General features: G+C 60.7%; 12 protein-coding genes. All 12 read left to right on the top strand.

The window, feature by feature from the left end; all coding sequences use genetic code 11:
• Positions 1–15 precede the first annotated feature (15 nt).
• On the top strand, positions 16–1,782 hold the full coding sequence (gene nuoC, locus HVA01_RS16545) for an NADH-quinone oxidoreductase subunit C/D (RefSeq protein WP_146876528.1): 1,767 nt from the start codon (positions 16–18) through the stop codon (positions 1,780–1,782).
• Between the two features lie 2 nt (positions 1,783–1,784).
• The gene (gene nuoE / locus HVA01_RS16540; RefSeq protein WP_146876515.1) at positions 1,785–2,294 is read left to right on the top strand and encodes an NADH-quinone oxidoreductase subunit NuoE; all 510 of its coding nucleotides are present in this window, start codon (positions 1,785–1,787) and stop codon (positions 2,292–2,294) included.
• Positions 2,291–3,685 (top strand): NADH-quinone oxidoreductase subunit NuoF, encoded by a 1,395-nt coding sequence (gene nuoF, locus HVA01_RS16535; RefSeq protein WP_146876514.1) that lies wholly within the window; start codon positions 2,291–2,293, stop codon positions 3,683–3,685. The genes nuoE and nuoF overlap by 4 nt, the downstream gene beginning before the upstream one ends.
• Positions 3,686–3,702: 17 nt before the next feature.
• A complete protein-coding gene (gene nuoG, locus HVA01_RS16530) occupies positions 3,703–6,414 on the top strand; it encodes an NADH-quinone oxidoreductase subunit NuoG (protein WP_146876513.1) in 2,712 nt (903 codons plus the stop codon).
• Positions 6,411–7,388 (top strand): NADH-quinone oxidoreductase subunit NuoH, encoded by a 978-nt coding sequence (gene nuoH, locus HVA01_RS16525; RefSeq protein ID WP_146876512.1) that lies wholly within the window; start codon positions 6,411–6,413, stop codon positions 7,386–7,388. Before nuoG ends, nuoH begins: the two co-directional genes overlap by 4 nt.
• A 9-nt stretch (positions 7,389–7,397) precedes the next feature.
• Positions 7,398–7,967, top strand: a complete 570-nt coding sequence (gene nuoI / locus HVA01_RS16520; RefSeq protein WP_218031570.1) for an NADH-quinone oxidoreductase subunit NuoI — start codon at positions 7,398–7,400, stop codon at positions 7,965–7,967.
• A gap of 18 nt (positions 7,968–7,985) precedes the next feature.
• Positions 7,986–8,531: an NADH-quinone oxidoreductase subunit J gene (gene nuoJ / locus HVA01_RS16515; RefSeq protein ID WP_146876511.1), complete on the top strand. Its 546-nt coding sequence runs from the start codon at positions 7,986–7,988 to the stop codon at positions 8,529–8,531.
• Positions 8,528–8,836: an NADH-quinone oxidoreductase subunit NuoK gene (gene nuoK, locus HVA01_RS16510; RefSeq protein ID WP_146876510.1), complete on the top strand. Its 309-nt coding sequence runs from the start codon at positions 8,528–8,530 to the stop codon at positions 8,834–8,836. Before nuoJ ends, nuoK begins: the two co-directional genes overlap by 4 nt.
• A complete protein-coding gene (gene nuoL, locus HVA01_RS16505) occupies positions 8,833–10,701 on the top strand; it encodes an NADH-quinone oxidoreductase subunit L (protein WP_146876509.1) in 1,869 nt (622 codons plus the stop codon). Before nuoK ends, nuoL begins: the two co-directional genes overlap by 4 nt.
• Entirely contained in the window at positions 10,698–12,230 is a 1,533-nt protein-coding gene (gene nuoM / locus HVA01_RS16500) for an NADH-quinone oxidoreductase subunit M (RefSeq protein WP_146876508.1), read from the top strand. Before nuoL ends, nuoM begins: the two co-directional genes overlap by 4 nt.
• Positions 12,230–13,678 (top strand): NADH-quinone oxidoreductase subunit NuoN, encoded by a 1,449-nt coding sequence (nuoN, locus tag HVA01_RS16495; protein ID WP_146876507.1) that lies wholly within the window; start codon positions 12,230–12,232, stop codon positions 13,676–13,678. The genes nuoM and nuoN overlap by 1 nt, the downstream gene beginning before the upstream one ends.
• Before the next feature lie 60 nt (positions 13,679–13,738).
• A partial coding sequence (locus HVA01_RS16490; protein ID WP_146876506.1) for a hypothetical protein occupies positions 13,739–14,457 on the top strand: 719 nt, incomplete at its 3' end.

The raw sequence follows: 14,457 nt of genomic DNA, 5'->3' as shown, positions 1-14,457 counted from the left end.
ATCACGACCATGAACATGGATACCGTCAGCATTTCAGACACGTCCGGTGACAACCTGGTCAAAGCCCTGAAACAAACGTTTGGCGACCGAGTGCTTTACGAGCAAAGCACCTATACCGGTATGCCGGTGGTCTGGGTGACCCGGTACGCCTTGACTCATCTGCTGGATTATCTGAAACGCCTGACCGCGCCCTATGACCTGCTCTACGATCTTTCTGCTATCGACGAACGGCTTCGAACGCATCGCCAAGGGTTGCCGCCGGCTGATTTCACGGTGTTTTACCAGCTGATGTCGATTACCCGCAACGCGGACATCATGCTGAAAGTGGCGCTCTCAGCCGATGACCTGAGCGTGCCCACCGCGGTCCAGGTTTTCCCCGCGGCTAACTGGTACGAGCGGGAAGTTTGGGACATGTTCGGCATCAGCTTTGCCGGTCATCCGCACCTGACGCGGATTCTTATGCCGCCGACCTGGACCGGCCACCCGCTGCGTAAGGACTACCCCGCCCGAGCGACTGAGTTCGACCCCTACACCCTGACAGTTGAAGGTCAGGAGACCGAGCAGGAAGCCATGCGCTTCGAGCCGGAAGCCTGGGGGATGCAGCGGGAGCGTGACGGCGCCGAGTTCATGTTCCTCAACCTGGGGCCCAACCACCCCTCAGCCCACGGTGCTTTCCGGGTCGTGCTGCAGCTGGACGGCGAGGAGATCGTCGACTGCGTGCCGGACATCGGCTACCACCACCGGGGTGCTGAGAAAATGGCCGAGCGCCAGTCCTGGCACAGCTTCATTCCCTATACGGATCGCATCGACTACACCGGCGGGGTGATGAATAACCTGCCTTATGTGCTGGCGGTGGAAAAGCTGGCGGGCATCAAGGTGCCGGACCGGGTGAAAGTGATCCGGGTGATGATGGCGGAAATGTTCCGCATCACCAGTCACCTGCTATTTTTGGGGACTTACCTACAGGACCTGGGGGCCATGTCGCCGGTGTTCTACACCTTCAGCGACCGGCAACGGGGCTACGCGGTCATCGAAGGCATTACCGGCTTTCGCATGCACCCGGCTTGGTACCGCATTGGTGGCGTGATGCAGGACCTGCCCCATGGCTGGGAGAAGCTGGTGCAAGGCTTTCTCGACTGGATGCCCCCACGGCTAAGAGAGTACGAACGCGCCATGATGGAAAATGCCATCGTGCGCAACCGCACCCGCCATGTGGCCGCTTTCGATACGGCGGAGGCGCTGAAGTGGGGCATTACCGGGCCCAACCTGAGGGCCACCGGCTGCGACTTCGACCTGCGCAAGCAGCGGCCCTACTCGGGCTATGATCAGTTCGACTTCGAGGTGCCCCTGGGCCACAACGGCGATGTGTTCGACCGGGGCCAATTGCGCATTGAGGAAATGCGCCAGAGCCTGCGCATCATCCAGCAATGCGTCAACCATATGCCCGCTGGCGACTACAAGGCGGACCACCCGCTGACCACCCCACCGCCCCGAGAGCGCATGCTGGAGCACATTGAGACCTTGATTACCCACTTCCTGCAAGTCTCCTGGGGGCCGGTACTCAAGCCGCAGGAGTCCCTGCAAATGGTTGAGGCCACCAAAGGTATCAACAGTTACTACCTGACCAGTGATGGCAACACCATGAGTTACCGGACCCGCATCCGCACACCGAGTTTTCCGCACCTACAGCAAATACCGTCGGTGATGCGCGGTGGCTTTGTGCCGGACCTGATTGCCCACCTGGGGAGTATCGACTTCGTCATGGCCGACGTGGACCGCTGAATATGGCAACGACACCGCACACAACACTGATCGACAGCGATGGCTTTTTACTGCATGCGGAAGATGAAACCGCGATGCGGGCAGAAATGACCCATTACGAGCAGCCCCAGGCCGCCTGCATCGAAGCACTCAAGATTGTCCAGCGCCGCCACGGCTGGGTGCCGGATGAGGCCATTGGTGCGATTGCCCGCGTACTGGGCATCGCCCCGGCGTCCGTCGAGAGTGTCGCCACGTTCTACAGCCTGATTTTTCGCCAGCCAGTGGGGCGTCATATCGTGCTGGTCTGCGACAGCAGCGCCTGCTTTTTGAGCGGGTTTGACGAACTCAAGCAGGCCCTGGTGAACCAGCTGGGGATTGATTATGGCCAGACCACTGAAGACGACCGTTTCACCCTGCTGCCGGTGTGCTGCCTGGGGGCCTGCGATGGCGCACCGGCGCTAATGATCGACAATGACACTTACGGGCCGGTCACGGCAGACGACCTGCCCGCCCTGCTGGAGAGTTATTCATGAGCCAGCCCACTGATAACCAGCCCATTGCTAATCAGCGAAGTTCGGTGCGCTATCGCAGCCGCCTGATGCAGTCAGAAGCAGAGCGCCACGCCGATACCCACCCGCTGACCTGGCGGCTGCGCGACGACGGCGCGGTGGTCTGGCTTGATGAACACCTGCACAAGAACGGTTACCAGTCGGTTCGCAAGGCATTGGACGCAGGCGACCCCCAGGCGGTTATCGCCACCATGAAGGAGGCCAACGTTCGCGGTCGCGGCGGCGCTGGCTTTTCCGCTGGTCTCAAGTGGAGCCTGACCCTGCAAGGAGACGACATCCCCCGCGGCTATCTGATCTGCAACGCGGATGAGATGGAGCCGGGCACCTTCAAAGACCGGCTGCTACTGGAACAGCAACCCCACCTGTTGATTGAAGGAATGATCCTGGGTGCCTACGCCAATAACGCCTTCTATGGCTATATTTTTCTGCGCAGCGAGTACGTTCAGGCCGCCCAAGTGCTCAACCGGGCCATCGACGAAGCCAGGGAGGCGGGCTGGCTGGGGGCCAATATCAACGGCAGCGGCTTCGACTTCGATATTGCCGTCCATACCGGCGCGGGCCGCTATATCTGCGGCGAAGAAACCGCGCTGCTCAACGCCCTGGAAGGCGGACGTGCCAACCCCCGGTCCAAGCCGCCGTTTCCCGGCCAGTCAGGCGCCTGGGGCAAGCCGTCGGTCGTCAACAACGTGGAAACCCTGTGCAACGTGCCGGGGGTCGTCTTAAACGGCGCCGACTGGTATCAGGGCCTTTCCGGTGAGCGCACCGACGACGGCGGCACCAAACTCTACGGCGTTTCCGGCCCGGTGGAAAACCCCGGCCTGTGGGAGCTGCCTATCGGCACCACGGGCGCGGAACTCCTCGACAGGGCCAGGGGTATGCGCGGTAACCACCAGCTCAAGGCCTGGCTTCCCGGCGGTGCCAGTACCGGCTTTCTATTGCCGGAACACCTGGCGCTGCCGCTGGACTTTGACACCGTCGGCAAAGAAGGCAGCCGCCTGGGCACCGGCCTGATGACGGTGGTGCCACAGGCACAGAGCATGGTGTCGCTAATGCGCAATATGGAAGAGTTCTTCGCCCGGGAGTCCTGCGGCTGGTGCACGCCTTGCCGCGACGGTCTGCCCTGGAGCGTCAAGCTGTTACTCGCGCTAGAGCATGGCGAAGGCGAGCCCGGCGACATCGAACTACTCGATAAGCTGGCCGCGGATTGCGGCCCCAGCCTGACCTTTTGTGCCCATGCGCCAGGGGCCGCCATGCCGCTACAGGCGGCACTGAAACACTTCCGGCACGAATTCGAACAGGGCGTTAAAAAGCCCCGCGGCGAAATGCACAGCACCACGATGACCCACGAGCAATAGGAGCAACGGGACTAGCCATGGCCATTATTCATGTGGATGGACAAGCGTACGAGGTGAACGGGGCTGATAATCTGCTTCAGGCCTGCCTGTCCCTGGGCCTTGATATTCCCTACTTCTGCTGGCACCCCGCGATGGGCAGCGTCGGGGCCTGCCGCCAGTGCGCCGTGCGCCAGTACAAAGATGCGGATGACGACCAGGGCATGCTGGTGATGTCCTGTATGACGCCGGCCAAGGATCAGACCCGGATTGATATCGAGGACGAAGAAGCTCGCACCTTTCGCGCCAGCGTAGTGGAGTGGTTAATGATCAACCACCCCCATGACTGCCCGGTGTGCGAGGAAGGCGGCCACTGCCATCTACAGGACATGACGGTGATGACCGGCCACGACCGCCGCCGCTACCGCTTTAGCAAGCGCACCCGCCGCAATCAAAACCTGGGGCCGTTCATTGGCCACGAAATGAACCGGTGCATTACCTGCTACCGCTGTGTGCGCTTTTACAATGACTATGCTGGTGGCACCGATCTGGGCGCTTTTGGTAGCAAAGACAATGTCTATTTCGGCCGCTATGAGGAAGGCACCCTTGAGAGCCCTTTCGCCGGGAATCTGACCGAGGTATGCCCGACCGGGGTGTTTACCGACAAGAGCCATGCGGCCCACTACACGCGCAAGTGGGACCTGCAGTTTGCGCCGAGCATCTGTCACCAATGCGCGATGGGCTGCAATATCAGCCCCGGCGAACGCGGTGGCAGTCTCCGCCGTATCGAGAATCGTTACCACGGCGACGTCAATGGTTACTTCCTCTGCGACCGCGGCCGTTTTGGTTACGGCTACGTGAACCGCAGCGACCGCCCCAAGGTGCCGGAGTGGCGAGCACAGCTGGACCAGACGCCCACTCACTTGGAAGTGGACGCCGCCCTGGACCATATCACCGATGCGTTGCGTCATGCCCGGCGGGTGATCGGCATTGGCTCCCCCCGGGCAAGCCTGGAGAGCAACCATCAGCTGCGCGAACTGGTGGGTGATAAGCATTTTTCCACCGGCATTGAGGCCCAGGAACAGGCCTGCCTGGAACGCATGAATCACCTACAGCGTACGGCAGGCCTGCCCACGCCCACCCCGCGCGAAATCGAGCGCCACGACGCCATCCTGATATTGGGCGAAGACCCCGTGCAGAGCGCTGGTCGCTTGGGCCTAAACCTGCGCCAGGCGGCGCTGGCCCGTCGAGAAACGATGGGCGAGAAGCTTGATGTGCCGACCTGGGATGCGGAGGCGCTGAAAACCCTGGGACAGGACTCATACCACCCGCTGCACATCGCTTGGCCCACCACCACGGAGCTGGACAGCGTCGCCATCCGCCATAGCCTAGCACCAGAGGAGATCGCCCGGCTGGGGTTTGCGGTAGCCCATATCATAGATCCATCGGCGCCGGCCGTGGACCGCCTTGATACGGCGACCCGGGAAACGGCCCAACAGATTGCCGACGACCTGATGGCAGCGGAACGCCCGCTGGTGGTTAGCGGAGGCACCTTGACGTCCGAAGCGATCCTTGAAGCCGCGGGCAATATTGCCAAGGCGCTTTCCATGCATGCCAAACAGGCAGGCCTGGTGTTAATCCGCCGCGAGGCCAACAGCACCGGCCTTGCCCTGATGGGTGGCCAGCCCCTCGATTGGGCGCTGGACGAACTGGCCCAAGGCAACGCCGATGCCCTGGTGGTGCTGGAGAATGACCTCTACCAGCGCTTGCCTGCAAAGCAGGTGGATGCAGCGCTGGCACGGGCGGATATCCGCATTGTGCTGGACCATCAGCGAACCCCAACCACTGACAAGGCAAGCATTCTCCTGCCTGCCGCCAGTTTCGCCGAGACCAGCGGCACGCTGGTCAACCTTGAAGGTCGAGCCCAGCGGTTTTTCCAAGTGTTCGAGCCCGCCTACCTGCGCCCGGAAGCACGCCTTCACGCAAGCTGGCACTGGTTGCATAGCTTGGCCGTCAGCCTACGCGGAGAGCCACCCAAAGCGATCCATCTGGATCAGGCCACGCAGGCCTGCGCCGAGGCTTACTCAAGCCTGGCCGGGATGGCGCAGGCCGCCCCCGGAGCTGATCATCGTATAGCGGGCCTGCCGCTGGCCCGAGAGCCCCACCGTTACAGCGGGCGAACCGCCATGCGCGCCCACCTCAATGTGAATGAACCGCGCCCTCCCCAAGACCCGGATACGCCCTTTGCGCACTCTATGGAAGGGTATAGCGGGTTCGACCGGCCACGCCAGCAGGTACCCTTTGCCTGGGCGCCGGGCTGGAACTCCCCTCAGGCCTGGAACAAGTTCACCGACGAGGTAGGCGGCCACCTGCGCGGTGGCGACCCCGGCGTGCGCCTGATTCAACCAGCGCCCGGCCATCAGGGCCACTATCACCAGCCGGTTCAAAGCGCTGAAGGCACCAATGCCTTGCGGGCGCTGATTTTGCCCCGCCTGTTCGGTGGCGAAGAAACGTCCTCCTTGGCCGCGCCTATTCAGCAGCGAACAGAACAGCCCAGCGTCATCCTCAGCGCTGATGATGCCCAGCGCTTAGCGCTGAAGACCGGCGACCGCGTGAACATCGGTGAAGGGACAACACTGCCGGTCTACGTTCAGCCAGATTGGCCCACCGGCTGGGCAGGCCTGCCTGCCGGGCTGGTCGCGGGCGTGCTGCAGGGGGCAACCCTTACGCTGTCTGCGGGAGATAAGCCATGAGTTGGTGGACACCGCAGCTGACGGCCATTTTCTGGGGCATGTTTCAGGCCCTGGTCATCCTGCTGGGGGTGGTGCTGCTGGGCGCCGTATTAACCGTGGTGGAACGCCGCTTTTTGGGTCTTTGGCAGGACCGTTACGGCCCTAATCGGGTGGGGCCATTCGGCACGCTGCAGCTGGTGGCTGACATGCTAAAAATCTTCTTCAAGGAAGATTGGATTCCGCCCTTTGCCAGCCGTGGGCTGTTCCTGCTGGCCCCTGTCCTGGCCTTCGCGTCCCTGCTGCTATCTTTTCTTATTATTCCCATCACCCCTGGTTGGGGCGTTGCCGATATGCATATCGGTCTGCTGTTTTTCTTCGCCCTGGCCGGCATCAATGTTTATTCGGTCTTACTGGGGGGCTGGTCCAGTGGCAATAAGTATGCGTTGCTCGGGGCGCTAAGGGCCTCGGCCCAAACCCTGTCCTATGAGGTGTTCATGGGGCTTTCGTTGATGGGCGTGGTGGCCATGGCCGGGTCATTTAATATGCGCGAAATAGTCGCCGCCCAGGAAAATCTCTGGTTCATCATTCCCCAGTTTTTCGGCTTCGTCACCTTTCTTGTCGCGGGCGTTGCCGTTACCCACCGGGCCCCTTTTGACCAGCCGGAGGCGGAGCAGGAGCTGGCGGACGGCTACCATATCGAGTATTCCGGCATGAAGTTCGGGATGTTTTTTATCGGCGAATACGTGGGCATGGTGCTGGTCTCGGCGCTGATCGTCACGCTGTTTTTCGGCGGCTGGCACGGCCCTTTGTTGCCACCTTTTGTATGGTTTGCCCTCAAGACCAGCGGCTTTTTGTTGCTGTTCATGCTGCTGCGGGCGGCACTGCCGCGCCCCCGGTATGACCGGGTAATGAGCTTCGGCTGGAAAGTCTGCTTACCGCTAACCCTCATCAACTTACTGGCCACCGGAGCAGTCATGCTCTGGGTAGGCGCCTAGGGAGACATGATGGATAGAAACAAGCATCCGATCATCAACACAGCATACCAACTGGTGCCCGCCACTGGGTCGCTGTTACGCACGCTGGGCACGGTGTTCATGCACAGCTTTCGCAAGCGGGAGACGGTCAGCTACCCGGAAGAGTCGGTCTACCTGCCGCCCCGCTACCGGGGCCGGATCATCCTCACCCGCGACCCGGACGGCGAAGAACGCTGCGTGGCGTGCAACCTGTGCGCGGTGGCCTGTCCGGTGGACTGCATCTCCCTGCAAAAGGCTGAACAAGACGACGGTCGCTGGTACCCAGAATTTTTCCGTATCAACTTTTCCCGCTGCATTTTCTGCGGCATGTGTGAAGAGGCCTGCCCCACCTCTGCCATCCAACTGACGCCGGATTTCGAGATGGGTGAATACGACCGCCAGCAGTTGGTGTACGAGAAGGAAGACCTGTTGATCGACGGCCCCGGCAAGGACCACGACTACCATTTCTATAAGGTGGCAGGCATGGCCATTGGCGGTAAAGACAAAGGCCAGGCGAAGGATGAGGAGGCACCGGAAGATGTTCGCACCCTACTCCCTTGACCCAACAAGGAGGCAATGATGGAACTGGCTTTCTACCTCAGCGGCTTGGTAGCGGTACTGGCCACGGTGGGCGTGATCACCGGCACCAGCCCGGTGCATTCAGTGGTCTATTTAATTGTCTCGTTGATCGCCGTGGCGCTGGTGTTCTTCGCCCTTGGGGCGCCGTTTGCGGGCGTCCTGGAGATTATCATCTACGCCGGGGCGATCATGGTGCTGTTCGTGTTCGTGGTCATGATGCTCAACCTGCGCGCGGACGCAGAGCGCACGCCGCCCCTATGGCGGCAGCCGATCTACTGGCTGGGGCCCTCACTGCTGGCCTTAGCCTTGCTCGCGGCCCTGGTGGCGCTTATCACTGCAGGAGACATCGAAATGGCCATCGATGGGGAACTCATCACCGCCCGCGCTATCGGCCTCACGCTGTTCGGCCCCTGGTTAATGGTGGTGGAACTGTCCGCTATTCTGCTGTTGGCAGCACTGGTGACGGCCTCTCATGTGGGGCGGCGCAGCGACCCGGGGCACTCCTCAACGCCGCGGAACGCCCCTAACCGTGGAGACACGCCATGAACGGAGTCCCGATGGAGCATGGCCTGGTGCTGGCCGCCACCCTGTTCAGCCTGGGGCTGGCCGGATTAATGCTTCGGCGCAGCATGCTGTTTGTTCTTATGAGCCTGGAAATCATGCTCAACGCCGCCGGGCTGGCTTTTATCGTCGGCAGTACCGCCTGGAATCAACCCGATGGGCAGGCCATGTTCCTGCTGGTTATCACCCTGGCGGCCGCCGAAGCCAGCGTGGGGTTGGCGCTGATGATACAGCTCTACCAACGCTTCCATTCAATCAAGCTCGATAACGTCAGCAGGATGCGGGGATGATGACAGTAGCGACCGTACTCTCTTGTCTATTGCCACTGGCGAGCACGCTTGCGCTGGCGTTTTCCGGCGAACGGCTGGGGCCGCGCGCCAGCACGCTCATTGGCGTTGGCAGCGTCGGGCTGGCTGCGCTGGCGACCGCCTGGGCGCTGCTGGCGTATTCGGGCGCAAGCCAGAGCGTTACGCTGTGGACATGGGTGTCCGTGGGCGACTTCCAGCCCACCATCGGGCTCACGGTGGACCGCCTCTCACTCGTCATGATGGGGATAATTACCGGCGTGGGTTTTCTGATTCACCTGTTTGCCGCCTGGTACATGGCCGGCGAAGCGGGTATCACCCGCTTTTATGCCTGGATGAACCTGTTTGTATTCAGCATGCTAATACTGGTGCTGGCCGATAACCTACTGTTGCTGTTTCTTGGCTGGGAAGGCGTTGGCCTTTGTAGCTATGGGCTGATCGGCTATTACTATCAGGATGAAGCCAATAACTGGGCGGCCTTCAAAGCGTTTATCGTGACGCGTATCGGCGACGTTTTCCTCGCCCTGGGGATGTTTTTAATTTTCGTCGAAATCGGCAGCCTGGATATCGGGCAGGTGTTGGACCAGGCGCCACGCGTTTGGGCCGAAGGCAGTGCGACGGCCAATATCGCCGCTCTGCTCATTCTCGGCGGTGCCCTGGGCAAGTCTGCTCAGGTGCCGTTACATACCTGGCTGCCGGATGCCATGGCCGGGCCCACGCCGGTTTCAGCGCTGATTCACGCGGCCACCATGGTCACCGCCGGGGTCTACCTGATTGCCCGCCTGAACGGGCTGTTTCTGCTGGCACCGGACGTATTGCTGCTCGTCGGTGTTATCGGGGCGGTGTCGCTGCTGCTGGCGGGGTTTGCTGCCTTGGCCCAAACCGACATCAAACGCGTGTTGGCCTACTCAACGATGAGCCAGATCGGCTACATGTTTGTTGCCCTGGGGGTGGGGGCCTTTGATGCGGCCATTTTCCACCTGACGACGCACGCTTTTTTCAAGGCACTGCTGTTTCTCTCCGCCGGGTCGGTGATCATTAGCTGCCACCATGAACAGGAGATGGGCAAACTGGGCGGACTTTGGCGCCAGCTGCCAGTTGCCTACGCTGGCTTTCTCGTCGGCGGCGCGGCGCTGGTTGCCCTGCCACTGGTTTCCGCAGGCTTCTTCAGCAAGGATGAGATTTTGTGGCAGACCATGGCCGCCGACCGGGCCGGTTTGCTGATCGCCGGTTTATTGGGGGCGGTGCTGACCGGCCTTTATACCGTGCGGCTGATCCTGGGCATCTTTCACGGCGAACCCGGCAGCCATCACGCCCGCCATCCCGAGCCTGGCAAAAACCTATTCACCCACCACCTACCCCTAATCGTCCTTGCGGTGCTGTCGACCTTCCTCGGTGCCTGGCTCTACCCTGGTCTTGGCGAGCTATTCCCGGCAGCGCCGGGCGAGGCTGCCGACACCGGCCATACCCTGCTGCAGGTACTGGCCACAGGCGCGGTTATCGCTGGTCTGGCCCTGGCCGGCTGGCTGTTCCTGATGCGCCGGCAATGGCTTCACAGCGTCGTTGAAAAGGGCGCTGGCGCACGCTGCTGGACGCTGTTGAACCGTGCCTGGGGCTTTGATGCGCTGTTCAAATGGGGACTGGTTCGGCCCTGGCAGTGGCTAGTGCATGGGCTGCGTTGCGACTTCATCAACAGAGGTATGAACCTGTTGGCGCTGATCGCGCGCGTCGGCAACGCAGGCTTGGTGCGCACTCAGAACGGCCGCGTGCGAACCTATGCCTGTGTGATGGTCTTAGGGGTCACGGTCATCCTGATCAGCCTGGTACTGACACGTGGAGGAGGCACATGATACTACTCTGGCTGATTTTGATTCCTTTCTTTGGCGGCCTGCTGTGCTGGCAGGCAGAGCGATGGGGTCAACAGGCACCGCGCTGGATTGCTCTGGGCACCATGCTATTGGTACTGGCAGCCAGCCTGGTACTTTGGATAGGCGGGGATTTCAGCCCGCCAGGCGTTAGCGAAAGCCCCTGGCTGCTGGAATGGCGAGTGCCGTGGATTCCGCGTTTTGGTATCGAGATTCACCTGGCCATGGACGGCTTATCGCTGATTTTAGTGGCGTTGGCCGGTTTACTGGGCGCCCTGGCGGTACTTTGCTCCTGGAACGAGATTGTTGAACGGGTAGGTTTTTTTCACCTGAACCTGCTGTTTATCATGAGTGGCGTGGTGGGTGTCTTCCTTGCCCTGGACCTGTTCCTGTTTTTCCTATTCTGGGAAGCGATGCTAGTGCCCATGTATTTTCTGATTGCCCTGTGGGGGCACAGCGGCTCTCCCGGGCAAACCCGCATCCGCGCCGCCACCCGCTTTTTTATCTATACCCAGGCCAGCGGCCTACTGATGCTGGTGGCCATCCTGGCGCTGGTGTTCGTCAATTACTCTAACACCGGCGTTATGACCTTCAGCTATAACGCCCTGTTGAACGCCAACGTGCCCGACGGCCTGGCTTTCTGGCTAATGCTGGGGTTTTTTATCGCCTTTGCGGTGAAGTTGCCAGTGGTGCCGTTTCATGGCTGGCTGCCGGATGCGCATGCCCAGGCGCCTACCGCGGGCAGCGTGGACCTCGCGGGTATTCTGCTGAAAACGGCCGCCTACGGCATCCTGCGCTTTGCGATTCCCCTGTTTCCAGAGCAGTCGCAGGCCTTTGCGCCGGTGGCCATGACCCTGGGGCTGGTGGGTATTTTCTACGGCGCGATTCTCGCCTGCGGCCAGCAGGACATCAAACGGTTGATTGCCTACACCAGCATCTCCCATATGGGCTTCGTACTGATTGCGCTTTACGCCGGGTCGGAACTGGCGATGCAAGGCGCCATCGTGATCATGGTGGCGCACGCCTTTTCAAGCGCCGGTCTGTTTATTCTCAGCGGCCAGCTCTATGAGCGTATCAAGACCCGTGACATGCGCCTGATGGGGGGTTTATGGGGTCGGATACCCACGCTTCCCGGGTTGACGCTATTCTTTGTCGCGGCCTCCCTGGGCATGCCGGCCACGGCCAATTTCATCGGCGAATTCATGGTGCTGTTTGGCACCTTCGACAATGCGCCTGAAGTCGTCATCATTGCCAGCGCCGGGCTAGTACTGGCCGCTATTTATTCACTGTTGATGATGCAACGCGTCCATTTTGGGGGCGAATATTCTCAGGGGCGGCTGGCGGGTCCCGATGCCCGTGAATACGCCATGATGCTGCTTTTGATCGGCCTTACCCTGGCCGTAGGCCTTTACCCTCAGCCTCTACTGGATACCACGGCGTCAATGGTCCAGCCGGTGGTGGCGCTGTTCACCGATAGCGCAGGCTTGGCAGCCCAAGCAGAGGAGGTGGAGTAATGCTGACACTGACTGATCTCGTCGGGCTGCTACCGTTGGTCATCGTTGCCGCTACGGCCATCCTGGTCATGCTCGGCATTACTTGGCAGCGTCATCACAGCGGCACGGCAGCGCTGACCGTCGGCGGCCTGGCCTTGGCGCTTATGAGCCTGCCGCTGGCTTGGGCTGTCTCCGCTTCACCACCGCTGATGATGCTGGACGGCATTGCGCTCATGGGCACCGTATTGACGCTTGCCAGCGCCCTGGCCATTGCCGCCATGAGCCCCCATTACCTGACCGGCTACACAGGCCCGCAGGAAGAGTTTTACCTGCTATTGCTGTGTGCGGTGACGGGGGCATTGGGTCTGGTAGCCAGCAACCATATGGCCATGCTGTTCATCAGCCTTGAATTACTCTCAATGCCGCTGTACGGCATGGTGGCTTACCGTTTTCGGACAGAGCGCTCGCTGGAGGCCGGGATCAAGTATCTGGTGTTGTCGGCTGCGGCCACCGCCTTTTTGCTGTTCGGCATGGCATTACTCTATGCCCGCACCGGCCAGTTGGAATTCGGCGCGCTGAGCGCTGCGTTAACCCCTGCGCTTACCGGCGGCCCAGACCCGTGGATGCTCGGCGGTGCCGTGCTGATCGTTGTCGGCTTGGGCTTTAAGCTTTCGATTATGCCTTTCCATCTATGGACACCGGATGTGTACCAGGGCGGGATAGCACCGGCGACGCTTGTGCTGGCGACGATCAGCAAGCTTGCAGTATTTCTGGTGCTGCTACGGCTAATGATGGTGGTACCGGCCTTTGAGAGTGAGTGGCTCAGAAACCTGATTAGCCTGCTGGCGTTTATCAGCATGGTGGGGGGCAATTTACTGGCGCTCTTTCAGCTCAATTTGAAACGCCTGCTAGGCTATTCCTCCATCGCGCATCTTGGCTATCTGCTGATAGCCGTTGTGGTGGAAGGCCCGCTATCGGTAGAAACCAGCGGTGTTTACCTGTTCACTTATGTCGTTGCCACCCTGGGCGCGTTTGGCGTGATCATGCATGTGTCCAGCCCTCACCATGGCGAGGACGCCGCCGACCTGCATCATTACCGGGGACTCTTTTGGCGCAGCCCCTGGCTGGCAGCGGTGATGACGCTCAGCCTGCTGTCGCTGGCGGGCATTCCACTGACCGCAGGCTTCATCGGCAAGTTCTACATCATCGCCTTGGGCGTGGCGGACAGCCGCTGGTGGCTAGTAGGCGGGGTCGTTGCCGGGAGCGCTGTCGGTCTGTTCTATTACCTGCGGGTAATGGTCACTCTCTATCTACCCGAACCCGGCAGCCAACCGCGGGAAAGCATTGAGGGCAGGCATAAACGGGTGGGTGAATTGACGCTTATGGTCATTGCCGTGCTCATACTGTTGCTGGGCATTTATCCGGTGCCGATGATTGACTGGATGGCCGCATTGGCCAGGGCGGCTTGACGGCCTAAAGTCCTAAGTTAAATGGCCGATACCTTATAACAATGAGGAGAGGGCACCGCCATGAAGATAGGATTTTCGTCATTCACACTGATTCACCAGCGCCAGGATAAGCCGCAGTTTTTAACGTCGTCCCGCGTCGACCCACAAAAGAGCGAGCCTGTTGCCGCGCCTAAAGAAGACGACCCGTTCACAAAGCGCCTTAAAAAGCAGCAGGAAGCGTTGGAGAGCCTGGCGTCGCTACCGACTCCCAAGGAGGCCTCCCAGCAGCAGGCCAGCGAGAAAGTGGGCTTTTTGCGCCAGCGGCTCGAAATGCTCAAAGCGATGATGGCCTTCGCCTCGCCTGAGCAGCTTAAAAATATGGCCAAGGAGCTCAAGAGCATCGCCCGAGAGCTTGCCGGCGCGGCTAAGCTATTGAATAGCCAAGGGGGCGGTGATGCCAGCATGACCGCTATCCCGTCCGTGGTTTCGACGACAGTAGCTCAACCCAGCGGAGCAGAATCAGCCGCGGCCCAAACGGCTGGCGATGAGAGCGCCCAGGCCAATGTATCGAGCGACGCGCAGCAAGCCGAAGCCAGTGCACAAACAGCAGAGGAAGATGCTGAGCAAGAGGCCGAGAAAGCAGCGGATGAGCCTCAAGACGATGATTCCACCGAGCTGGGTGTATTACCTAGCCTACCCACCCTCATTCAAAATGAAGACAACCGCTCAAAAAACAGTGGCCCCAGCGCGAGTGAACACGCACTACGTGGTGTACTAACTGACGCGCAAAAAGAGCTACG

The organism is Halovibrio variabilis (assembly GCF_007991175.1).
Lineage (GTDB): Bacteria > Pseudomonadota > Gammaproteobacteria > Pseudomonadales > Halomonadaceae > Vreelandella > Vreelandella variabilis.
Note: the sequence above shows the minus strand (reverse complement) of the source record. Positions and strands in the feature narration are given on the sequence as shown.